The 24327-nt window shown below is 45.8% G+C and carries 11 protein-coding genes and 1 pseudogene; 8 read left to right on the top strand and 4 right to left on the bottom strand.

What is annotated here, in order from left to right:
- Nucleotides 1–3 precede the first annotated feature (3 nt).
- The gene (locus AAFP14_RS16835; protein ID WP_341733394.1) at nt 4–420 is read left to right on the top strand and encodes a hypothetical protein; all 417 of its coding nucleotides are present in this window, start codon (nt 4–6) and stop codon (nt 418–420) included.
- A gap of 91 nt (nt 421–511) precedes the next feature.
- Here the strand turns inward: AAFP14_RS16835 and AAFP14_RS16830 are convergent, their stop codons facing one another.
- Together AAFP14_RS16830 and AAFP14_RS16825 are read right to left on the bottom strand one after the other, a co-directional pair.
- The gene (locus AAFP14_RS16830; protein WP_341733393.1) at nt 512–1084 is read right to left on the bottom strand and encodes a Uma2 family endonuclease; all 573 of its coding nucleotides are present in this window, start codon (nt 1082–1084) and stop codon (nt 512–514) included.
- A 74-nt stretch (nt 1085–1158) separates the two neighbouring features.
- Nucleotides 1159–1773, bottom strand: a complete 615-nt coding sequence (locus tag AAFP14_RS16825; RefSeq protein ID WP_341733392.1) for a Uma2 family endonuclease — start codon at nt 1771–1773, stop codon at nt 1159–1161.
- 122 nt (nt 1774–1895) lie between these two features.
- On the opposite strand from AAFP14_RS16825, the pseudogene AAFP14_RS16820 reads away from it, so the two are divergent.
- A pseudogene (locus AAFP14_RS16820) lies at nt 1896–2186 on the top strand (argininosuccinate synthase domain-containing protein); the annotation flags it as partial.
- Between the two features lie 152 nt (nt 2187–2338).
- On the opposite strand, the gene AAFP14_RS16815 reads toward AAFP14_RS16820, so the two are convergent.
- A complete protein-coding gene (locus AAFP14_RS16815; RefSeq protein ID WP_341733391.1) occupies nt 2339–7054 on the bottom strand; it encodes a glutamate synthase-related protein in 4716 nt (1571 codons plus the stop codon).
- Nucleotides 7055–7552: 498 nt separating this feature from the next.
- Here AAFP14_RS16815 and AAFP14_RS16810 point away from each other — a divergent pair, with 498 nt between their 5' ends.
- Both AAFP14_RS16810 and AAFP14_RS16805 read left to right on the top strand, forming a co-directional pair.
- The gene (locus AAFP14_RS16810) at nt 7553–9667 is read left to right on the top strand and encodes a phosphodiester glycosidase family protein (RefSeq protein WP_341733390.1); all 2115 of its coding nucleotides are present in this window, start codon (nt 7553–7555) and stop codon (nt 9665–9667) included.
- A 714-nt stretch (nt 9668–10381) separates the two neighbouring features.
- Nucleotides 10382–10954, top strand: a complete 573-nt coding sequence (locus AAFP14_RS16805; RefSeq protein ID WP_341733389.1) for a GUN4 domain-containing protein — start codon at nt 10382–10384, stop codon at nt 10952–10954.
- A 192-nt stretch (nt 10955–11146) separates the two neighbouring features.
- Here AAFP14_RS16805 and AAFP14_RS16800 read toward each other — a convergent pair whose 3' ends face one another.
- Nucleotides 11147–12280, bottom strand: coding sequence for a succinylglutamate desuccinylase/aspartoacylase family protein (locus AAFP14_RS16800; RefSeq protein ID WP_341733409.1), 1134 nt, complete (start codon nt 12278–12280; stop codon nt 11147–11149).
- Between the two features lie 490 nt (nt 12281–12770).
- On the opposite strand from AAFP14_RS16800, the gene AAFP14_RS16795 reads away from it, so the two are divergent.
- The 4 genes from AAFP14_RS16795 to AAFP14_RS16780 all read left to right on the top strand — a co-directional run bounded on the left by AAFP14_RS16795 (nt 12771) and on the right by AAFP14_RS16780 (nt 24327).
- The gene (locus tag AAFP14_RS16795) at nt 12771–13982 is read left to right on the top strand and encodes an RNA-guided endonuclease InsQ/TnpB family protein (RefSeq protein WP_341733388.1); all 1212 of its coding nucleotides are present in this window, start codon (nt 12771–12773) and stop codon (nt 13980–13982) included.
- A gap of 81 nt (nt 13983–14063) precedes the next feature.
- Entirely contained in the window at nt 14064–16802 is a 2739-nt protein-coding gene (locus AAFP14_RS16790; RefSeq protein ID WP_341733387.1) for a DEAD/DEAH box helicase, read from the top strand.
- Nucleotides 16803–17069: 267 nt separating this feature from the next.
- Nucleotides 17070–19865, top strand: coding sequence for a family 10 glycosylhydrolase (locus AAFP14_RS16785; protein WP_341733386.1), 2796 nt, complete (start codon nt 17070–17072; stop codon nt 19863–19865).
- Between the two features lie 523 nt (nt 19866–20388).
- Nucleotides 20389–24327, top strand: a complete 3939-nt coding sequence (locus AAFP14_RS16780; protein WP_472851061.1) for a PAS domain S-box protein — start codon at nt 20389–20391, stop codon at nt 24325–24327.

Genomic DNA, 24327 nt, shown 5'->3' with positions numbered 1-24327 from the left:
ACAATGGAAGATAAACAAAGTAAAATTCAAATCGGCGGAAGTGTTGGAGGTTCTGTCACGACAGGTAAGATTGAAGGCGATTCATCAAGTCATGTTGGAGGAAATGTCTCATTCGCTATCAACGAGTTACCTTCATCCTCTGAACCTGATAAACCAGGAATCAAAGAATTACTGACGCAACTCCAAGCAGCAATTAAAGCCGATCTAAACTTGAGTGATGATGACAAGAAGGAAGCTTCACAGCAAATCAAAATTATAGCGGAAGCTGGTAAAAATCCTAATGAAGGAGAAATGAAGAAGCTTGCTAAGAAAGCAACTACAATGCTCAAAGGAATTATAGTTGGTTTACCAGCCGCAGCAAAACTGGCAGAAGAGTGGAATAATATACTACCATTGATTGCTAAAGCGTTTGGGTTTTAGCAATCGATCGCCCTTCGGCTAACACGCGAAATAATTACGATCGCCCTTCTTCAGTATTCTCTGACAGAGGGCGATCGCACTTTCTCTTCCCTTAACTCAGTCCAGGAACATCCTCATACAAAGCAGAGATTGGACATTGAAAATTGATACTAGCCAACTCCAGACATTCTCCCTCACCGCAGGAAGAAAAAACCCAACGTCCTTCCACATCGCGACGGTAACAATCTACATTCATCCGTTGTTGACCGATTAATACATATTCTTGCATTGTTGAGAGCGATCGATAATCCGCAAATTTATCTCCTCTGTCAAACGCCTCAGTTGTTGGAGATAGGACTTCTACAATTAGCGAAGGATAGCAGATAAAATCCGCAACAGAAGTAGTATCTCGTTCATCGCAAGATACAGCTAAATCGGGATAATAAAAAGTATTAATTGTCTGCAATCTTACCTTTGTATCGCTCATAAAAACCAGGCAACCAGTCCCGCGCAGATGATTTCTCAGCAAAGTTGCCAAATTTAGACAAATCAAAACATGGGGATTACTAGCCCCTGCCATTGCATAGATTTGTCCGTTCCTGTATTCATGCTTGATCGGACTTACCAGTTCACCTTCTAAATAGTCTTTAACTGAAATTTCAGGATGATTTTTGCTGGCAATCATTACGTTTTCCTCGAATTTTACAATTTAATTTACTCGCTTAATTCCATCTTACTTAATCATGTTGTTTATGGCTGCTAATCAGACTCCGACTCGAAATCCACGCGATCGTAAATATCACCCAACCGCATCTCAAACTCCACGCAACTCAATCTCAACACCGCATCAGCACCATCATACTCCGACAAAACCCACTTATTATCATCTGTCTTGCAAAACTGTTCGACGTGCATCTCGTATTGATCGATCAAAACATACTCTCGAAAACTAGGAATAGAACGAAAAAGTTTAAACTTGCCGCCCCTGTCATAATCCTCCGTCGATTTCGATAAAACCTCAGCCACCATCACCGCATTAGTAATCGTATCTTTCCTGCCCTCAGCAAACTCCAAGTTCCCCGCCACCAACATCACGTCAGGATAAGTACAAACTTGCTTCTGCGGTATCCACAAACGCAAACCTAAAGCAAATAAATGATAATCTCTCTGTTTTTTCAAAGCGAAGTTCAAAGCAGCAATCAAATTGCCTACTATTAGGTTGTGATTGGCACAATCAAGCGCCATTGGTAATATTTGACCTCTATGATATTCACTTTTATACTGTGCAGCCTCTTCTAATTCAAAATACTCCAATGGAGAGTAATAAGGCTTTGCTTTGTCGATTGCTTCGCGAATTTCTGTTGATGTTGTCATAGTAAATCCTCGGACGATCGTACTTACAATTATATAGGGCTTACCCGCTCCGATCGAAGAAACCGGGTTTTTCCCCGAATCTGCGTCCTCAAACGAAGTATTTCGTAAAAAACCCGGTTTCTGATCGCTATCCACTTTCGACTGCTCTGGCTCGCCCGTTGATTGCTAAACTGTTAGTGGAAGCTGCGGAAAAATATGGTGCCGATGCGATCGCCCATGGTTGTACAGGTAAAGGAAACGATCGAGTACGGTTCGATGTGTCGATCAGCGCACTAAATCCCAAGATTAAAATCTTAGCACCGGCGCGGGAATGGAAAATGAGCCGGGAAGAAACCATCGCCTACGGGGAGAGATGTGGAATTCCATCCCCCGTGAAAAAGTCTTCGCCTTACAGTATCGATCGCAACTTATATCGTTTCCGGTTGGATCGGAATGATTTAACCGCGAAGGCGCGAAGTACGCGAAGGAAGAGAAGAGAGAGTGTAATACAGGACGATGAAGAGAGGATTTGATATTATATCAAGTCCTCTCTTCATCATGACTGTCTAATTAACTAGCTGCAAAATTAGGCTTCCACAGCAATTTTTGGTTCCGAAGCCTCTGGCGATTTCGCTTCACTCGGTGGCACAACTTGCCAGAATTTGGGCAAATATTCGGCCCAATTTGCCAAAATCTTAGCGGCTTTTTTGCTGTTAGTCCGATCGCGTTGAGCCTCAATCAACTCTTTCAATTGCAACTCACCAGCAGCCGTACAAACCCGCTGCATTTTGACAATCTCCCCGTTGACATGAGCTGGGAAGGTCCCATTTTCATCAAGGAAATAACCCAAACCGCCAGTCATTCCAGCGCCGACGTTGCGGCCGACTTTTCCTAATACGACAATCACACCGCCAGTCATGTATTCGCAGCAGTGATCTCCAGCACCTTCAATGACAGCTTTCGCCATGGAGTTACGCACTGCAAACCTTTCGCCAGCTTTACCCGCAGCCAACAGAGTTCCCCCTGTTGCGCCGTACAAGCAAGTGTTACCGACGATCGCATTTTCGGAAGCATCATAAGTCGCATCCATCGGCGGTTTGATGACAATTTCACCACCGTGCATTCCCTTACCAACGTAGTCATTGGCTTGGCCATCCAGTACCAAAGTCATCCCCGGTAAATTGAAGGCGCCGAAACTTTGACCAGCCGTACCAGTAAAGTTGAGGGTGATTTGTCCAGTAAAACCGGTGTTACCGTATTGCTTGGCGATCGCACCACTGATTCTTGCGCCGACTGTGCGATCGGTATTCACCAATTTTACACTCTTAGTAACACTGGTTTGATTGGCGATCGCGCTTTGAATTTCAGCATCCGCCAACAAATCATCATCTAACACTGGCCCGTTGGTATGTACGTCGCCGTGGATCAAGAAAGAGCGATCGGTCTTAGTATCAGGTAATTTGGTCAAACAATCCAAATTAATCTCTTGAGTTTTGGTCAACTTCACCCCAGCCCGCATTGTCAGCAAATCACCGCGGCCAATAATATCTGCGATCGACTTATAGCCCAATTTTGCCAACAAACTGCGTACTTCTTGGGCCACAAAGTAGAAGAAATTGACTACGTGTTCCGGCGTACCAGGGAAACGCTTCCGCAACTCTTCCTTCTGGGTAGTAACGCCGACGGGACAAGTATTCATGTGGCAAACGCGGGCCATAATGCAGCCTTCAGCAATCATTGCCACGGTGCCAAACCCATACTCTTCGGCGCCCATCAAAGCGCCTACAATCACATCCCAGCCTGTTTTGAAGCCACCGTCAACGCGCAGTAAAACGCGATCGCGCAATTTGTTTTCCATCAGCACCCGGTGAACTTCTGTCAATCCGAGTTCCCACGGAGAACCTGCGTGCTTAATCGAACTAAGTGGAGAAGCACCAGTGCCGCCATCGTGGCCGGAAATTTGAATCACATCAGCATTGGCTTTGGCAACACCAGCGGCGACAGTACCGATGCCAACTTCCGACACCAACTTGACGGAAACTCCCGCTTTCGGATTGATTTGATGCAAGTCAAAAATCAACTGGGCCAAATCCTCGATCGAATAAATATCGTGGTGAGGAGGGGGGGAAATCAAGGTGACACCAGGTTTCGAGCGGCGCAAAAAGGCAATATACTGGCTCACTTTCGGCCCTGGCAATTGGCCACCTTCACCCGGTTTCGCACCTTGGGCCACTTTGATTTCGATCTGTTGAGCGCTCATCAGGTACTCTGGAGTCACGCCGAAACGCCCAGAAGCTACCTGTTTGATGGCACTTGAGGCGGTATCTCCATTTTGCAAACCTTTCAAGTGAGGCAGAGTTGCTGACAAGCCAGCCTCGTTGACATCCTTGAGGACATTGTATCGAACTGGGTCTTCGCCACCTTCACCGGAGTTGGATTTGCCACCGATACGGTTCATGGCAATGGCGAGAGTTTCGTGCGCTTCCGGGGACAAAGCACCCAGGGACATTCCACCAGTGGCGAAACGTTTGACAATATCTGCTACAGATTCTACTTGTTCAATGGGAATCGAGGGGCGATCGCTCGCGAAGTCTAGCAAATCCCGCAAAGCAGTCACCGGACGAGTTTCAAGCTGTTTCTTGTAAACCTCGTAGTGATCGTAGGCAGTTTCCGAATTTTTGAGACCCATGGGTCTCATTTCTGGTTCGGCATTTTTGCCGTTACCATTAGTTTGAAGCTTAAAGCTAGTCACAGCCTTGTGTAAAGCTTTGGCCATTTCCGGGCTATTCATGTGATATTCGCCACCGCGCCGGTATTGAACAAAGCCGTAATTTTCCAGCTTCTTAGCATTCAATTCCGGGAAAGCTTGGGAGTGGAAAGACATCACTTCCTGGGCTAATTCCGCCACCGTCAAACCGCCGATGCGAGACACAGTGCCTTTGAAACCCAAATCTAGCAAATCGCCACCAATGCCGATCGCCTCAAAGATTTGCCCTCCTTGATAGCTAGACAGCAGGGAAATCCCCATTTTCGACATAATCTTCAACAGCCCGTTTTCCACCGCTTTGCGGTATTGAGCTTGAGCCGTCGTGACAGTAATATCGGCTACTTTGCCGTGTTTCATCAAGTTTTGAGTCTTGCTGTCAGCCCACCAAGCACGAACGCTTTCCAAGGCCAAATAGGGGCAAACAGCAGCCGCACCGTAACCGATCAAACAAGCAAAATGGTGAGTGCTCCAGCACTGAGCGGTATCGGCTATCAGGGAAGTTTTCATCCGCAGCCCTTCCTGGATCAAATGGTGATGAACCGCACCAATGGCCAACAAAGGCGGAATATAAGTGAATTCTGTACTCAAACCTCCTTCTTCCTTCGATACTCGATCGCTCAGAATCAAAATTTTAGCTCCCGAACGCACCGACTCAGCAGCTTCTTGACAAAGTTGAGCCACGGCATTTTTCAAACCTTCCGGGCCTGCCACAATGTGGTACAGAGTTGACAACACCTTAGCAGGGAAAGACTTTTGCTCCTGCAACCAAGACAATTCATTTTCGTTGAGCACAGGAGAATCTATTTTCAGCCGTTTCGCGTTTTCCGGCGCTGCTGAGAGTAAATTACCCCGCAATCCCAGATTCATCGTCAGAGACATCACCATCCCCTCGCGCAGGGGGTCGATGGGTGGATTCGTGACTTGAGCAAACCGTTGTTTGAAATAGTTGTACAGCAACTGAGGTTTTTCTGACAACACAGCCAAGGGAATGTCATCTCCCATGCAGAAAGTGGGTTCCTTCCCGGAACTCGCCATCTCCACAATCACCATATCCAAATCTTCAGCGGTGTAGCCAAAAGCAGTTTGAGTGGCTAATAGCGTTTGGGTGTCGAGGCTTGGGCTTTCGGCAAAAGGTTGTGGTTCCAAGGTTTCTCGGTGTTGTTGCAACCATTCACCGTAGGGATGTCGCTTGGCTATCCGCTGTTTGAGTTCCCAATTTTTGAGAATTTCCTGACTTTGTAGATCGACTGCGATCATTTGTCCTGGCCCTAAACGGCCTTTTTCGACAATATCTGCTTCTGGAATATCGACCACACCTGCTTCGGAGGCGACAATTACCAAACCGTCTTTAGTAATGCAGTAGCGGGCTGGCCGTAAACCGTTGCGATCGAGAGTAGCACCTACTTGTTTCCCGTCGCTAAACACCAGGAGGGCCGGACCATCCCAAGGTTCTTGAATAGCGCTGTAATACTCATAAAAATCGACAATTTCGGGATAGGAAGCCAAATCCGGCTGATTTTTGTATGCTTCCGGCACCAGAATTGTCAGGGATTCCAGGGGAGAACGGCCGGAGTGAACCAGCAGTTCCATCACATTGTCCAAGTTTGCCGAATCGCTGCTTTCTGAATTGACAATGGGGTTGAAGGTGTCGATATCAGCTTCACTCCAATTGGGGTGAGCTAAATTGGCTTGTCGCGCCTTCATCCAGGTAATATTGCCCAACAGGGTGTTGATTTCGCCGTTGTGTCCCAGCAAGCGCATCGGTTGAGCTAAGTGCCAGCGGGGCATGGTGTTGGTGCTGAAGCGTCGATGATATACTGCAAAGGCGCTTTTGTAGGCGGGATTTTTCAGGTCGAGGTAAAATTCTCCCAATACGGCCGATCGCACCATACCTTTATATACGATCGTGCGGCAGGAAAAAGAGCAAGAGTAAAAGTCTTGGCGAGTGAAGTCCGCGAGATTGGACAGGGCGTGTCCGATGGCGCGACGGGTTAGAAATAACTGGCGATCGAGTTCGTCGCCTTGTAATCTGGGTGAACTAACGATTACTTGTTCGATTTGAGGTTGATTTTCTAGCGCTTGGGGACCCAAAACTTTCGGGTCAACAGGCACTTTTCGCCATCCCAACACTGTCAGCCCCCGCGCTTGCAGGTTTTCCTCAACTACGTGTCGGGCGATTCTGGCTTGGCGTTCATCTTGAGACAAAAACAGCATTCCCACGCCGCAATTTTCCTGGCTGGGAGGGATTATTCCCTGTTCTGCGAACCAAGCATTCAACAATTCCCAGGGAATTCCGGTCATCAAACCAGCACCGTCACCGGAATCGGAGTCAGCGCTACAACCGCCACGATGTTCCAGACAAGTTAAGGCTGGTAAAGCTTTTTGAATTAAGGAGTGAGTAGCTTGGCCGCTTTGGTTAGCAATGAAGCCCACACCGCAAGCATCTCTTTCTTCGATTAGCCAGCTTTGGCCGGCATAAGGAATTCCTCGATGACCCTGATTTTGATTTTGATTTCGATCGCTCGTGTTGCCCATGTTGATTGAATACTATTTCGGTGATTGTGTGGTTGATTCGTTATAACTTGAAAACAGAAGGCTACCCATCTGTGAGAGTCGGGAAAACCTTCAAACAGCCAAAGCCAGCAGATTTGATAAAAAAGTTACATTGATACTGCCAGTACCTAGCTCTGAAACCCTGTTTGCAGTTTCTTAATTATCTCGATCGAATCGCCTCCGAGATGTCTCATACAATACCCTGCTGTTAAAAAACACAGTTATTCTCAGGAAAATCGCTGCCTTGCAACCAGGTAAATTGCAGGCGATCGAGTTTTGTGTTTTTTTTACTTAATCCCTTCCATCAGTCTTGCAGCGTCCTGCACCACCAATGAAACCATGTCTTAATATTATGCAGCTAACTACAGCCAACTACACAGCCAAAGAAATTAAGTTTATCAAAAAAATCCGAATTTTTCACCATTGTGCTGTATGGCGTGTTTGAGCGTGAATTGTTTTAAGTTATCAGAGGTAAAAAAAATGCACAGTAGAGTCTCGATTGCGCCCATACTGGCGATCGCCCTAGGTTTAGCCTGGAATCTTCCTGGGAAAGCACAACAGGTGGAGATGGTTAGGCTGATGGATGCTTCCACAGCCCGCCAGGGCATGAATCCCCTGGCCGATCGCCAAAGTCGGTTACAATCGACGGCAATATTGACAGATAGTCCTCTTGAGAGGACTTCAGCTATGAGACAGGGGTGGAAACTTCTGTCGGACTCTAACTATAACTTTTTGACTCAATCCCTACCGCCAGCAGCCACCATCAAACAAGGCCGCCAAATCTCTCTCAACGGGCGCATCCTTCCCCTAGCTTGGACACAACAGCCCGCAAATAGCATATCGCCGAACATCCGAACTTGGATTGCCGACATTGGCTTAATGCAATCTGCCGGAGTCGATTTGCTCAACACCGCCGACAACACTAAACAGCCCGTACAGTGGTTTTCGGTATCTCTAACGGCAGATAAAAGTATAACAGCGCGATCGCAGGGACAATATCGTTACTTAGATATCACAGATTTTGCCAGACTTGCGGGTTGGCGGATATCTGCCGATGGCAATACTTTGAGCATCACATCTCCAGTGGCAAATGTTACAGGAGTGCGGCAAGCAGAGAGAGAATGGGGCGATCGCATCGTGGTAGACCTCGATCGCAGTGCTCCGTGGCAAGTTAACATTGTCGATACCCCAAGCCCATCGCCAACACCCACACCTAGAGACACTCCAGACGACCCCACAAAGCCCACTCTTCCCCAGACTAAAACCTCCCCAGCGCCAAACCTCGAAACACCAGACGACCCCAGCAAACCAGCCCTCCCGCTCCCGGTAGCACCATCTGCGCCAATTATCGGTCAACAATGGTCGATCGACCTCGACGCCAAAATTGCACCCGTCATAATTCAGCGCGCTTTTCAAACCAGCAAACAATTACTAGCACTAAAAATCGAGCCAACCGACACTCAAACCAGAGTCAAAGTCACCATACCTTTAGGTTGGCGTCCGCAAGTTTTCAGCCTCGGAAATCCCCATCGATTAGTGATTGATATTAGGCCAGATTCCCTAGTAGAAAAAGATATTGTTTGGGCAAGGGGAGTCCGGTGGCGACAACAGTATCAAAACTTAGGAAGCGCGCGTTTTCCAGTTGTTTCGTTAGAAGTTAATCCCCGTCAAACCGGTGTCAAAATCCGACCAATTTTGAGCAATCCTCCCACCGATAAAGGCACTGCACCTCTGAGGGAAACAGCGGAACTTTCGGGAACGGCGGCTGCGATTAATGGGGGATTTTTCAATCGGATCAATCGGTTAGCTTTAGGGGCAATTAGGCGCGACAACAAATGGCTGGCTGGCCCAATTTTGAACCGAGGGGCGATCGCCTGGAAGGATGGTGGCGAAATCTCGATCGCTCGTTTGACTTTGCAAGAAACCTTGATTACTCCGACAAACCAACGTTTATCTATTTCTCACCTCAATAGCGCCTATGTGCAAGCTGGAATCGGCCGCTACAATCCCGATTGGGGAACGACTTATACTCCGTTTTCTGACAATGAAATAGTTGTGACTGTTGTGGGCGATCGCGTTGTGGGCCAAGTTCCCTCTGGTGGGACGGGAAAAACAGCTTTTCCAGTACCAGCCAACGGTTATATTTTAGCCTTGCGTTCCAATTTGTCGATCGCCTCTCAACTGACACCAGGCACTTTATTACGTCTGGAAACTCAGACAATTCCGTCCGAATTCAGTGCTTTTCCTTACATTGTAGGTGGCGGGCCATTGTTGGTAAAAAACAGTAGAGTTGTGCTGAATCCGCAGGCGGAAGGGTTTAGCGATGCCTATGTAAGACAGACGGCGATTCGGAGTGCGATCGGACACAATGCAGCGGGTAATTTGCTGATTGTAACCGTGTACAATCGGGCGGGGGGGGCGGGACCAAATTTCACAGAACTCGCGCAGATCTTGCAGCAAATGGGGGCTGTGGAGGCTTTAAATTTGGATGGGGGAAGTTCGACGAGTTTGTATTTGGGAGGGAATTTAGTCGATCGACCTTTGTCAACGGCGGCGAGAGTTCATAATGCGATCGGAATATTCATTCAACCCTAATTTGGGAGAAAAATCTGTCATTAATTTGGCGCTAATCCGAACCCCCGGAACCTACCCCCAATCATCTCCGTCACGATTCTTATTCTGGCGATCGACCTATCTCAAGTAAAACTTTTTTTGAGCAACATTACTTACTGGTTAAAAATGATACTACATCAATTATGATCCGGTTGACAATAAACTGCGAGCGTATAAGATGTGTAGAATATTTTCTCTATGTATCAGTGACTTAGCTTTGCCCAAATTGACTGTGACTTTTATAACTTATGTAGTCATATTTCGTCAGTGTAGTAGCGACTTTTAGTAGCCCTGGTTACTGAAAAAGATGTTTTTCTAACAACTAACATCTCATGCTTTAGTCAAGGAACTATCACCAGAATTACCCTAAAAGACTGATGAAATTTAGAGTTACATAAGCTATAGTAGGCACTATCAACAAATTTCTCTTTCACAGACCCAATCTATGCTGAAAGTCTAGGGAATATACAGCACTTTCCAGGTAAGTGAAGTACAAAAAAACAGTTTATGTAGGGGCGGTGCCCCCGTGTCCGCCCTGATTCTGGGTTTTCGATCTGTACTTCATAAACTTGCAATCTGCTGTATCCCTATGCCACAGTAATATTATCGGATTATCCTGGTCAATTAACTGATGACTAAGAGGATATCTTCGGTATTGACAAATGTCGATAAACCATAGAAAGGTAGGAGTTAGTAATGTTTAACCTGCAAATTAATGAAGTTAAATTAGTATCAGCAGTGGGTATAGATTATAGCAAACTGCGTAATTTATTAGCAGCAAAAAAGTGGCAAGAGGCCGACGAAGAAACTACTAAATTGATGCTGCGGGCTGCCAAATGCGAAGAAAAAGGATGGCTGGATAGAGAAAGTATTGAAGAATTTCCCTGCGAGGAATTGCATACCATAGACCAACTTTGGGAAGAATATTCCAATGGTCACTTTGGCTTTAGCGTACAAAATCGTATTTATCAAAGTCTGGGGGGAAACAATGAATATGATAGCGATGTTTGGGAGACTTTTCGTTACATAGTGGGCTGGCTAAAAAAGGGCGAAAGGCTCTACTACAACGACCTCACTTTTAGTGAAAAAGCACCAGCAGCTCACCTCCCAGTTGTGGGATTGTTTGTGGGCTTTGTGGGGAAGGGAATTAACTCCGACTCTTTCGAGGGACAGTGTGCGCTCATGGCCGGTTTGGGAGGGGTTGTTTTTGATGCTATCGCATCAAGAATCTTGAGCTGTAACCAATCAGTTCCAGTTTTACCCAAATGATTATTGACTGGTGACTGTGAGTCAAAAAACTGAAAGTTTTGGTGAAATATTCTGGTGGTTTGAATCGATTTTTAGAATTTTATTTTTCAGGGTAGACCGACTTAGGTCAGTAATTATTGCCTAGTATATCACAGCTAAAACCCAGACTTATTCACCAAATAAGTCTGGGTTTTACGATGGTATTTACACAAATCAATCAGCCATCACAGATAACACATATTCTCCTTGATTTACTGACTGATTGGTCGAAACATCAAAAATAAAAAGATCCGACTCAGCACACACATCGAGTAAAGTGGGAAAATCTCCATGTTTGTGAAAGCACAGAATTTGATAAAGCCGATCGCCCTTTTTGACAAAACTACCCAATTTAACTCGATTTTGAATCATCCCGCCCCCAGGCGCGTAATATTCTTTTACCAAATTCTTGGGGGTAAAAATGACTTGATGATTCTCTGCTTCGGGAAGCGGAAATCCATCTATTTTCAATAAACCCTTACTGGCTAAGTAATTTTTGATTCCCCGTAAGCCCTTGGCCACCGATGCAGGATTGATTTCCATCCCCGAACCCAATTCTAGAGTCCAAGATTCAATATCAAAGGAAATCGGACTCCGCAACTCTGCTAAAATCCTCTCCAAAGCCAGCCAAGGTTTGAGAAAAGCCTCATCAAAAGCATCCCCATCATACTCGTTCATCAAGATGGCGCGATCGAGTAAAAAAGCTTTCGCACTCTCCTCGCGAGAACTAAAACAATAAAGATAATCTAAACTTTGATTCGTGGAACTGTGCAAGTCCAACACATAGTCAGCATCCCAACACAAAGATTGTAGCTGGTATCGAAAAAGTTCCCTGTAGGGGCGACAACTAGGAGCGTTAAGTTTTGCCAACTCTTGGGCAAAACTCAAAGCCATTGCTTTTCTGTAATTAACTTTAATAGTATCGGCATCCAGATTCATCTGAGACTGAGCAAAGCCCAGAATATCTTCCCCTTGCTTTTCAAAATCCCAGAAAATCCGGTTCCAATTTACCCCATCATAAAGATTGTATCGACCAGGGGAAAAATGGTGCGATCGCTGGCTGACACCCACAGGATTACAAACAGGAACTAGCCAAATTTCCCCGATTAACTCAGTGGAGTCCAAACACCTTAAAAACTCAATAAATTGGTAAATAACCGCATTACCGCTAATCTCAGCGCCGTGGAGGTTAGATTGAAGATAAGCCTTTTTGCCCGGAATCGCACCTTGGAATTTATAGACTTGCAGCGAAAGTCGATCGCCAGAAGCAAGCTGCACCACAGGAATAGTCGAAATAATAGGAATCATAGACAACCAGAGGAGAAAAGTGGGAATCGGGAATCGGGAATCGGGAATTGGGAATCGGGAATTGGGAATTGGGAATTGGGCATAGTTTATTCCTGACTTTTTGCTTCCAGAATTTCCCGCCATCCTTCATCCCCCCTTGGGGGGCAGGGGGGGGGTAGCGTGCAGCGGGGGGCACGGGTGGGTGACTTCTGCCTTGTTTAAATAGACACTGGAAGCAAGCGCTCTATCGGCTAGCGATGAGCGGTGGCTAGTTTACATAGCCGATTTGCTAGAGAAGGTTTAACTAGACAGACGGGAATTCCCCCGCTATAGGTGTACTCAGTGTCTTCGGTGGGACGGGCGGCTCGTGAGAAGACGATTGCGCCGCTCACTATATGTGATGCGCAGCCAGCAGTAGATGAGCGGTGCATGAGGAAGCGAACAAATTTTTTGCATTTTTCTATTATCCTTGATACAATCTTACCAGAGAAGCCGATCGCCGATGCCGATAATGTATCAAGCCTATAAGTTCCGAATCTATCCGACCACCGAGCAGCAGACGTATTTTGCGGGTGCTTTCGGTTGTTGTCGTTGGTTCTGGAATTATAGTTTGAATCTGTGTCAGCAAACCTATAAAGATACGGGCAAAGGGTTAAGCAGAAGTGTAATTCAAGGATTACTCCCAAATCTCAAAAAAGAGTACCCTTGGTTGACAAATGCTTATTCTCAATCACTCCAAGTAGTCGCACTAAACCTGTCTACTGCTTACAAGAACTTCTTCGACAAACGCGGTGGTTTTCCTCGCTTCAAGTCGAAGCATGGTAGACAGTCTATTAGTTATCCTCAGAATGTCAAAGTAGGTACAAGTTCTATCAAATTACCTATGATTGGCGAGGTGCATTGCATAATCCACAGAACATTAGATGGCACTGTCAAAACCGTTACTATTTCCCAAAATACTGATGGTAAATACTATGCCTCGATCTTGGTTGACGATGGACTAAAAACACCGGAAAGTGATAGTAATGGCAAGGCTATTGGTTTAGATGTTGGTCTGATAGACTTGGTTGTAACCAGTGATGGTAGTAAGTATGGGAATCCTAAGCACCTCAAGAAGCATAGCCGCAATCTAAAGCGTAAGCAACAAAAACTAAGTCGTAAACAAAAAGGGAGTAAGACAAGATATAAGGCTAAACGATTATTAGCCAGAGTTCATTCAAAAATCCCAAGAGTCCGGGTCGATTTTCTACACAAACTATCCCGCAAGATAGTGGACGAAAACCAAGTCATTGCCGTAGAAAATCTGAATGTCAAAGGCATGGTATGTAATCCTTGTCTAGCTAAAGCGATTAGTGATGCTGGATGGGGGATGTTTGGGACAATGCTCAAGTATAAAGCTGAGAAATTAGGAAAAATCTACATTGAGATAGACCGCTTTTTCCCTAGCTCCAAGACTTGTAATAATTGTCTCTACAAAGTATCGGAAATGCCCTTGAACCTGCGTCATTGGGATTGCCCTGAGTGTCATAGTCGCAATGATAGAGATATCAATGCGGCCAGGAATATCAGGGATGAAGCCTTGCGGATTCTTGCATTAGGAACTAGTGCTGCTGCCAATGGACGGAATGTAAGTCAACCTGGTAAGACTTCGGTATTGCTAGATGCTATTCCGGTTGAAGTTGGAAGCCCCCGTCATAGCGTACTCGCGCGGGCAGGTGGGTAGTTCATAATCAACATAGTCCTCTGCTGCCTTGCTGTAAGCAAGATTGAAGCACACCTACTCTAAAACCTTATAATAATCCCAGTGCCTGATACCACCCAGAACCGCCTAGAGCTGGATCTGAAGACCATATTCCCCTTCGAGCTAGATAACTTTCAGAGAGAGGCAATCGCCGCCCTCGATGCAGGCAAATCCGTTGTCGTTTGCGCCCCTACAGGCTCCGGGAAAACTTTAATCGGCGAATACGCCATCCACCAAGCCCTCTTACGGGGGCGTCGCGTCTTCTACACCACTCCCCTCAAAGCCCTTTCCAACCAAAAACTGCGCGACTTCCGCCAGCAATTTGGCACTGAGATGGTGGGCTTACTGACGGGGGACATCTCCGTTAATCGGGATGCTCCAATTTTGGTGATGACTACCGAAATTTTTCGCAATATGCTCTATGGTACGCCGATCGGGGCTGTGGGTACTTCCTTAACCGGAGTGGAAACAGTAGTTCTCGATGAGTGTCACTACATGAACGACAAACAGCGGGGTACTGTTTGGGAAGAGTCGATTATCTACTGTTCGAGCGAAATTCAACTCCTCGCTCTCTCAGCTACTGTTGCTAACAGCGCCCAACTGACAGACTGGATTAACAAAGTCCACGGACCCACAGAGTTAGTTTACTCCGACTTTCGCCCCGTGCCGCTGCAATTTCACTTCGCCAATCAAAAAGGGATATTTCCTCTGCTAGACGAGAGTGGCAAAAAACCTAACATCCGTTTAATCCCCAAAAAGAAACAGCAAAAATTAGAAAGAGGTAGTATCCCCGTTCCCACTTTGGGGGATGTTTTGTCTCGGTTGGACGATCGCGATATGCTACCAGCAATTTACTTCATCTTCAGTCGCCGTGGGTGCGATCGAGCCGTAGCAGAAGTTGGCAATTTCTCCCTAGTCAACGAAGCCGAAACCGCCGAACTCAAACGTATCATTGACGACTTTTTACAACGGAATCCCGAAGCAGAACGCTTTGGCCAAAAAGAAGCACTTTTAAAAGGCATTGCAGCCCACCATGCGGGCATTTTACCCGCTTGGAAAGGCTTAGTAGAAGAACTCTTCGGCAGAGGTTTAATTAAAGTCGTATTTGCCACCGAAACCCTGGCCGCCGGGATTAATATGCCCGCCCGCACCACAGTCATTTCCACCCTTTCCAAGCGCACCGACAAGGGACACCGACTCCTAAATGCTTCGGAATTCCTCCAAATGGCCGGTAGAGCAGGTCGGCGGGGCATGGACGAGCTAGGGCACGTAGTAGCAGTGCAGACGCGGTTTGAAGGGGCAAAGGAAGCCTCGTATTTGGCAACAGCCAAAGCCGACCCCCTCGCCAGTCAATTTACGCCCAGCTACGGCATGGTGCTGAATTTATTGCAAACTCACACTCTCGAAGAAGCTCAAGAACTCGTAGAGCGTAGTTTTGGTCAATATCTTTCTACCTTGTACTTGCAGCCACAGCAAGCGGAGGTAGACCGGTTGCAAGCAGAATTGGCGGTGTTAGAGGAGTCTCTGGCTGCTGGTGGCGATGTGGCTAACTTGGAAAAACAACTGGCCAATTATGAAAAGTTGCAGGGCAGACTCAAGGAAGAGAAACGCCTACTCAAAACTTTGTTGCAGCAAGCTGAAGAAGCTCGGATGAAGGAGATGTCAGTGGCTGTGGCTTTTGCCGTACTCGGAACTATTGTCAGCCTCAAAGGTAAACACGTTCCTACTGCTAAACGATCGCACACATCTCCCGTACCCGCTGTACTCGTTGCCAAAGTCCCAGGTTCGGGCCAAGCTCCAAATTTAGTCTGTTTGGGCAAAGATAACCGCTGGTATGTCGTCGCCATTAGCGATGTCGCTAGCCTTCATGCTCAATTACCCCGTTTGAGCGTTGCCGATACCATGAACCCGCCCTCGGAAATGCCCCTGAGACTGGGCCAGTGTCGTTTGGGCACTGAGGAAACTCTTGTTATCGCCCAATCAATCCCAGAATTGCCGACACTGGAACCGACTACCGAGACTCAAGATCAACTACAAAAAATCGCAGCCCTTGAAGCTAAGCTAGAAATTCACCCTGTTTTAGAATGGGGCAATCCGGGTACTTTGCTCAAACGCCAGCGACGCAGGATAGAGTTGCAAAAGGAAATACGCAGAGGCTTGCAGGACTTAGAAAAACAACGAGCCCGCTACTGGGAAGAATTTATCAACTTAATTGACATTTTGCTCACTTTCGGGTGCTTGGAAAGGGTAGTTTCTCTCAATGTTGAGGGGGCTGATACCTGGGAAAGATTAGTTCCTACAGAATTGGGTCAGGCTTGCGCTGCCATTCGTGGGGATAATGAACTCTGGTTGGGTTTGTCCCTGATGTCGGCGGAATTTGATGAACTAGACCCCCACCACCTAGCGGCTGCTTGTGCAGCTTTGGTGACAGAGGTTTCCAGGCCCGATAGTTGGACTCACTATTCGCTATCTCCAGAGGTTTTAGCACCTTTGGACAATCTCCAAAAAGGCTTACGACGCAGGCTGTTTCAAGTGCAGTACCGACATGAAGCTGCGATCCCGATTTGGCTGGAACGAGATATGGTGACTTTGGTGGAGCAGTGGGCCCTGGGCGTGGAATGGCTGGAATTGGTCAGTCATACGAGTTTGGATGAGGGGGATGTGGTGCGGATTTTGCGCCGGACTTTGGATTTCTTGTCTCAGATTCCTCATGTTCCTCACGTATCTGATGCTTTGCGACGGAATGCTTGTCGGGCGATGCAGTTAATCGATCGTTTCCCGGTGAATGAAGCTGTTAATTGAATAATAGTTAACAGTTGGCTGTCGATCCTTCGACTTCGCGAAGGGGTAGGCAGTTAGCTGTTGACAGTTGATAGTTGATATCAAATCCGGTAATCTGAATTATTCAGAGCTCTATTATCGGACTCTGTGTCCTCTGTGTTCTCTGTGGTTAAAATCATTCAGATACAACCGGAAACGATAGGACAGTTGAACGCAGATTTTAATCTAAAATCTACAATCTCAAATCTTAAATCGATCGACTGGTGTGGTGGGTAGTTCAGAAGATTAATGCAACAAATCAAAAAGCCCGATCTAATTCCTGTAGCCTGCTCCCAGGCTCAAACAATTCGCTTTTTCACTTTCTTGCAAAGGGTATTAATTGGGACTCTCGCGATTAGTTTATTCAATCTCTCGCTTTGGTTTCCCTCTCCCAGTTTTGCCCAAGTGCTGTTGGGTGTAGTTCGCAGTTCCGAAAATTCCCCGGACTGGCTCAAGATTACCACGCGACTCTGGGACAGTGGTATTGCTTACAAACCAATTAATCTCGAAGAAATCAAAAGTGTCGGAGATTTGGCTGGGGTTAATGTCCTGTTTTTACCGAATATTGAAACGGTGAGTCCAGCCCAACTTAAAGTTTTAGAATCTTGGGCAAAACAAGGTGGTAGATTGATTGCTTCCGGGCCTGTGGGGCGCAGTTCCCAGGCTTTGGTGCGTCAATCTTTACGATCGCTCCTTGGGGCCTATTGGGCTTTTCCGTTAACCCAGCCCGCGACTCCTCAACCCCGCAGCCGCTGTCGAGATCTGGCTTGCACTACTTCTAGCAATTGGGTGCCGGTGGAACAGAAAAATATCTTGGTTCAAGGCGGTGTCTTGATTCCGGCTGATGCTAATAGTCAAACTATTGCTACGTGGAAGGATAGTTCTGGTTCTTCAGCCGCGATCGCTACCGATCGCGCTACCTATCTCGGCTGGCGCTGGGGTAGCGACGGTTCGGCAAAGGTAGACACGGCTTGGCTGCGGGCCTCGATCGCCCGTTGGGGAGGCACTGTCGGTTCCCCCATACCACCGCAAACGGCGATCGCACCCCCCAGACCCCGATCCCCAAATCCCCCCTCCAGAACTCCTAGAAACACCCCTCCAAGTCCGCGTAATACCCCACTGAGCAGACTTTCTCCCTCTCTCCCCCTTCCCGAACCGGTACCTACAACTTTTACAGACCCTTCAGATCAGTCGGCACCGGCGGGCTTGGATGTGCAGATAAATTCCTCAGCGCCGATCGTCAGCATTGAAGCCTACTTAATGCGCCAAGAATTGACTAACCTCCTCGGTAGGTTTGAAAGTGCCTTAACAGCAGCTAATTCAGCGAATACTGCGGTGAATCTGAATGCTGTCAATACTGCTCAACTGGTGGCCGGAAGCAATAGTGGTGGAGTCCAGGCTGCTAGTCGCCCGCCGATGATGCTAGCGGGAACAGCCAGGGCGATCGCCAGTGCCCGCCAGGTGTTGCAAAGTTTCGATACACTCCTGGCTGAGCAAAAGTACGCGGAGGCCAGAAAGCAGTGGGTGGAAGCCCGACAGTTGCTGTGGCAAAATTATCCCCAGGAAGGACAGCGAGTGGGTTCGGAAATTCGGGCTGTTTGGCTCGATCGCGGTACGATTGTGGCTGCTCGATCGGAACAAGGTTTAGCAGCAGTGTTCGATCGCCTCGCCGCCGCTGGTATCAATACCGTTTTCTTTGAAACTTTAAATGCCGGATATCCCATTTATCCCAGTCAAGTTGCACCCCAACAAAACCCCCTCACCCTGGGCTGGGACCCCCTAGAATCTGGGGTGAAGTTAGCCCACGAGCGAGGTATGGAATTGCACGCTTGGATTTGGACTTTTGCCACGGGAAATAAACGCCACAATACTCTGATTGGCAAGCCTAGTTCCTATCCCGGTTCGGTGCTTTCTGCTTATCCAAATTGGGCAAATATTGACAACAAAGGACGCATACAACATATTAATGATGGTAAATTTTATCTCGATCCTGCTAATAAAGAAGCCCGTAGTTATTTACTCCGAATAGTTAACGAAATTGCCAGCCGCTACCAAGTTGATGGACTGCAACTTGACTACATTCGCTATCCTTTTCAAGATGATAATGCGGGTTTTACCTATGGTTATGGTGCGGCGGCGAGGCAGCAGTTTCAGCAATTAACCGGGGTCGATCCGATCAGGATTTCGCCTAATGATGGTAATTTATGGCGGCAGTGGGTTGAGTTTAAAACTAATCAAATTAATAGTTTTGTCAGCGAAGTTTCTCAGTTGTTGCGACGCAATTATCCGCGGACAATTTTGTCGGTGGCTGTGTTTCCGCACCCTCCTAGTCAACGGATTTACAAAATTCAGCAGAATTGGGAAGTTTGGGCTCGTCAGGGGATTGTGGATTTGATTGTACCCATGACTTATGCTTTGGATACTAATCGACTTCAACGCATTACTGAGCCTTTGGCTAAGGAACAAATGCTCGGTTCGGCTTTGATTTCTCCGTCGGTTAAGTTGTTGACTCTCCCGGAAGTGGTGGCGATCGACCAAATTCAGGCTTTGCGGGATTTACCGACAGGGGGTTATGCCATTTTTGCTGCCGAAAGTATTAGCAGCGGGATGCAGGCATTTTTTAATCGTACTCAAGGGCGGGGAGGGCGATCGTCTACTAGGGCTGCGCTAACGACTTCAGCCCAGGAACCGATTCCTTATCGCCAGCCTTTTGCCGCAGCGGTTTCGCGGTATACTGCGCTCAAACAAGAATGGAGTTTTTTGTTGGCTAACAATCAGTTGCGGATGTCGGAATCGGAATTGAAAGTGTTGCAAAGTCGATCGACAGAATTAGCCGAAGCTTTGAACAAACTAGCCGCCACTCCCACTCCCGAAAATTTAACGATTGCTAAAAGATTGCTGGCGAGTTTTTCATCTCAATTTCAATCTTCCATGCGCCTGCATTCTGCCGAAAATAACTATCAAGTTCAAACTTGGCAAAATCGTTTGGATAGTTTGGAGATGTTATTGCGTTATGGCGAAAGGGTAGAGTTGAATCGCGGGTAAATCTCAGTGGTTTGGCGAAAGGGTGTGGGCGATCGATCTTAATTTATTCACAAAATTCCCTATACACATACTTGAGGCGCTAGCATAGGTTGTAGACGCTCAAGTACAGCTTAGCCTTGCTGACTTGACTCTTCTGTTAGAACCCCAGCTTCTTACAGTGGTGGAGGGATAGGGGTATTCGATTTTTTTGGGGTGGGTTACTGTCACTCACAATTTTTGAAGGGACTCAGGGCGATCGTACCTAATCATTTATCTCAGTAGTTCGGGAAAACTCATCCGTATAAATACGCTGTTGCCATTAAAATTGATACCCTTTACAATAACCAGTAACTTGCTATTTTCAACAAACACCCACAGCAAATATAGTAACAGCCAAAATGCTTAGGACACTCTCGATCGCGGAAACTATGACTATAGCTACTTTTCCATCTTCCATCTTCCTTCAGTTTTTTTCCTGAATGCTTCATGTTTAATCACCTAGTTTATTTTCACTTACTAAATACCAATAAAATTTAGGATGAATATGTTTCCTAAACAACTCAATCGGTTAGTTACTAAAATAATCGGTAAAGCTCCCTTACAAACAGTCCTGGTCGTTCCTTTTTTAGTGCAAATTGTCGGCACTGTCGGAGTTGTCGGTTGGCTGTCATTTCAAAACGGACAGCGCGCAGTTAATGATGTGGCTACTCAGTTGCGACGCGAAATTACCGATCGCATTAAAGACCGCATTGAAAATTATATGTCAATTCCTCATATTGTGAATCACCTCAACGTTCAAGGCCTAAAATTGGGCCAATTGAATCTAGAAGACAAACAAAAACTCGAACTTCATTTCCTAGAACAAATTCAATATTTTGATTCGATCAGCATCATTTATGTAGGCAAAGAAAATGGCGAACACTCAGGAGCCATTCGTACAGAAGATCGGACTCTCATCTCCGCTGCTGATAGTTCGACAGGCAATAAATTGTCTCGATACACTGCTGACTCTAAAGGCAACCGTGTCAAGTTAGTGGAAATTTCCTCCGGAGTTTATGACCCCCGAATTAGACCTTGGTATATAGCCGCAGCCGCTGCTAAAAAACCAATTTGGAGTACGATTTATACAGATTTTTTAACTAAAGAGTTAGCAATTACCGCAGCCTTACCAATCTACGATAAAAATGACAAGTTATTAGGAGTAGCTGGCAGTGATTTATTATTTTCGAGAATTAAAGAATTTCTGGTCAGCCTGAAGATTGGCAAGTCAGGTCAAACTTTTGTGATGGAACGATCGGGAATGTTAATCGCAACTTCCACTGATACTCCTGAATTTGTCATAGAAAATAAAGAAACCAAGCGGATTAAAGCTGCGGATAGCGAAAATCTAGTAATTCGCCAAACGGCACAGCATTTAGAAAAATTCTATGGTAATTTAGCTAAAATCCAAAATTCTCAACAGCTTAGTTTTGATGTCGATCGCCATCGAAATTTTATTCAAGTAACTCCGTTTAAAGACAATCGAGGTTTAGATTGGCTGATTGTCGTGGTAGTTCCAGAGTCTGACTTTATGGAACAAATAGATGCCAATACTCACATCACTGTGTTATTGTCGTTAGCAGCTTTGCTCTTAGCCACCATTCTGGGAATTCTGACTGCTAAATGGGTAGTAAAGCCGATTTTTAGGTTGAATGAGGCTGCAAAAGCTTTGGCTAATAATGAATGGGATACAAAATTAATTAACAATCGACAAGATGAATTAGGTGAACTTGCCGATTCTTTTAACAGTATGGCTGAGCAATTGCAACACTCATTTACATCCCTAGGCGAAAGTGAAAATAGAGTCAAACAATTTTTAGATGCCATACCTTTGGGGGTTTTTATTGTAGACGATGTGGGAAATCCTTATTATATTAACCCCATAGGTAAAAAACTAATAGGTCAAGGAATTATCGCCTCCAATGCCGAAAATTTACGTGAGTCTTACCGCATTTATTTAGCTGGAACTGAGCAACTTTATCCAGCCGAACGCGATCCGATATTAAATGCTTTGCAGGGTAAAACAGTCACGGTGGATGACATAGAAGTTTCCCTAGGGGACAAAACAGTTCCTTTACAAATTTGGGGAACTCCTATTTACGGAAGTCAAGGGAATATCATCTACGGAATGTGCGCTTTTCAAGATATTAGTGAACGCAAACAAGCCGAGAAAATTTTAATCCAATACAATCAAAACTTAGAAACAAAAGTTGCCGAGCGCACGGCAGAACTTGCTAAAGCCGAAGAAAAGTTTTCTAAAGCATTTCGTTTAAGTCCTAATGCGATTACCCTCACCAGAATCAGTGATGGTCGCCACATAGAAGTTAATGAAAGTTTTTGTCGGATGATGGGCTACAGTCACGCAGAAATTATTGGCAAAACAGCGGTAGAACTCAACTTTTGGGCGACTTTGGCAGAACGCGATCGCATGATTCAAATGTTAAAAAATAAAACAGCTATTCATAATTATGAGTTGAAATTTCGGAATAAAAGCGGTACAGAAAGAGCTGCATTACTCTCCATAGAAACCATCGATATTGAGGGAGAAGCTTGTTTTTTATCGATTTCTAGCGACATTACCGATCGCCAACAAGCAGAAGCAGCCCTGCGGGAAGCCGAAGAAAAATACCGCAACATTTATGAAAATGCCTTAAGTGGTATTTTTCAGACCACGATGGATGGAAAATATATTAGCGCCAATCCAGCTTTAGCCCATATCTACGGCTACGAATCCACCGCCGAACTCATAGCAGGCCAGCCTAATTTGCATAATCAGCTTTACGTCAATCCTAAGCGTCACGATGAATTTGTAGAATTGATAAATAAGTATGGCATAATATCAAATTTTGAATCGCAAATTTACAAAAAAGATGGCAGTATTATTTGGATATCAGAAAATTCCCGCGCTGTTTACGATGACCAAAATAATTTACTCTACTATGAAGGTTTTATCAAAGATATTACTGCTAGTAAGCAATCGGAAATCGAAATGCAGCGGGCAAAAGAAGCAGCGGAAGCAGCTAACAAAGCTAAAAGTATTTTCCTCGCAAATATGAGCCACGAATTGCGCTCTCCCCTCAATGCTGTCATCGGCTTTGCTCAAGTCATGATTCGCAGCAAAACCCTGTCTCCAGAAAATCAAGAAGATGTGGGGATTATCCTGCGGAGTGGCGAACATTTACTGAGTTTAATTAACCAAGTTTTAGACTTGTCAAAAATTGAAGCTGGACGCACTACCATCAATGAAAAAAACTTTGACTTGTTCCGCTTGTTAGACGATTTGGAAGATATGTTTGCCCTCAAAGCCGAAGAAAAAAGCTTGCAGTTATTATTCGATCGCGACTCGAAAGTTCCCCACTATATCTGTACCGATGAAGTGAAGTTGCGACAAGTTTTAATTAACTTACTCAACAATGCAATTAAATTCACTGCTCAAGGAGGAGTGTCACTGCAAGTTAAAGGCGCTCAAAAAGCCTATAACAATAGTGACAAACAGCCTGGTCGTTACTCAATACATTTTGAAGTTCAAGATACTGGTGCTGGTATCGCTCCTGACGAAATCAATCAGTTGTTTGAAGCATTTATACAGACAAAAACAGGTAAAGATTCTCAAGAAGGAACAGGTTTGGGTTTAGCTATCAGTCGTCAATTTGTACAATTGATGGGAGGTGACATTACCGTTAGTAGTGAAGTCGGAAAGGGGGCAGTATTTCAGTTTGATATCCAAGTTCATCTGGTGGAAGCTGCTGATATTGAAAGCAAAAAAAATCAACTTCGTGTTGTGGCTCTCGAACCAAATCAGCCTCGCTACCGCTTGCTGATTGTGGACGATAAACCCCTGAATCGTCAATTGTTGATCAAACTTCTCAGCCCCCTAGGGTTTGAACTGAGAGAAGCAAATAATGGTCAAGAAGCGGTGGATATTTGCGCGCTGTGGGAGCCACACTTGATTTGGATGGATATGAGAATGCCCGTGATGGATGGGTACGAGGCTACAAAACAGATAAAAACTACTACTCAAGGGCAAGCAGCGGCGATTATCGCTCTGACTGCTAGTGTTTTGGAGGAAGAACGGGCTGTGATTCTTTCGGCGGGCTGTGATGATTTTATGCGGAAACCGTTCCGAGAGGAAGATATATTTATGGCAATTAGTAAACACCTAGGAGTACGCTATATTTATGAAGATCCAGCAGCAGCAAGTGTGGTGGGTTCCGGGGACGATCGTCAGGAAGTGATGACATCAGGGGCGATCGCCTCTCTACCTGCCGAATGGGTAGCTGCATTCAAGCAAAATATTTTGAGTGTGGATATGGAGGCGATCGCCTTTTCCATAGAACAAATTCGCACTGTTAACTCCTCTCTAGCTGACAGCCTGCAAGATAGCATTAATAATTTTGAATACGAAACCATTTTGAGCCTAATTACTAACAGCGAGGATAACTAA

This window comes from Microcoleus sp. EPA2, assembly GCA_020882975.1.
Taxonomy (GTDB): Bacteria; Cyanobacteriota; Cyanobacteriia; order Cyanobacteriales; family Microcoleaceae; genus Microcoleus.
This window is presented reverse-complemented; position numbering and strand designations above follow the sequence as displayed.

Bases quoted from the DNA above. Each gene is read 5' to 3' on its own strand.
- AAFP14_RS16835 (WP_341733394.1), top strand. From the start codon at position 4: ATGGAAGATAAACAAAGTAAAATTCAAATCGGCGGAAGTGTTGGAGGT.
- AAFP14_RS16830 (WP_341733393.1), bottom strand. From the start codon at position 1,084: ATGATTGCCAGCAAAAATCATCCTGAAATTTCAGTTAAAGACTATTTA.
- AAFP14_RS16825 (WP_341733392.1), bottom strand. From the start codon at position 1,773: ATGACAACATCAACAGAAATTCGCGAAGCAATCGACAAAGCAAAGCCT.
- AAFP14_RS16815 (WP_341733391.1), bottom strand. From the start codon at position 7,054: ATGGGCAACACGAGCGATCGAAATCAAAATCAAAATCAGGGTCATCGA.
- AAFP14_RS16810 (WP_341733390.1), top strand. From the start codon at position 7,553: ATGCACAGTAGAGTCTCGATTGCGCCCATACTGGCGATCGCCCTAGGT.
- AAFP14_RS16805 (WP_341733389.1), top strand. From the start codon at position 10,382: ATGTTTAACCTGCAAATTAATGAAGTTAAATTAGTATCAGCAGTGGGT.
- AAFP14_RS16800 (WP_341733409.1), bottom strand. From the start codon at position 12,280: ATGATTCCTATTATTTCGACTATTCCTGTGGTGCAGCTTGCTTCTGGC.
- AAFP14_RS16795 (WP_341733388.1), top strand. From the start codon at position 12,771: ATGTATCAAGCCTATAAGTTCCGAATCTATCCGACCACCGAGCAGCAG.
- AAFP14_RS16785 (WP_341733386.1), top strand. From the start codon at position 17,070: ATGCAACAAATCAAAAAGCCCGATCTAATTCCTGTAGCCTGCTCCCAG.
- AAFP14_RS16780 (WP_472851061.1), top strand. From the start codon at position 20,389: ATGTTTCCTAAACAACTCAATCGGTTAGTTACTAAAATAATCGGTAAA.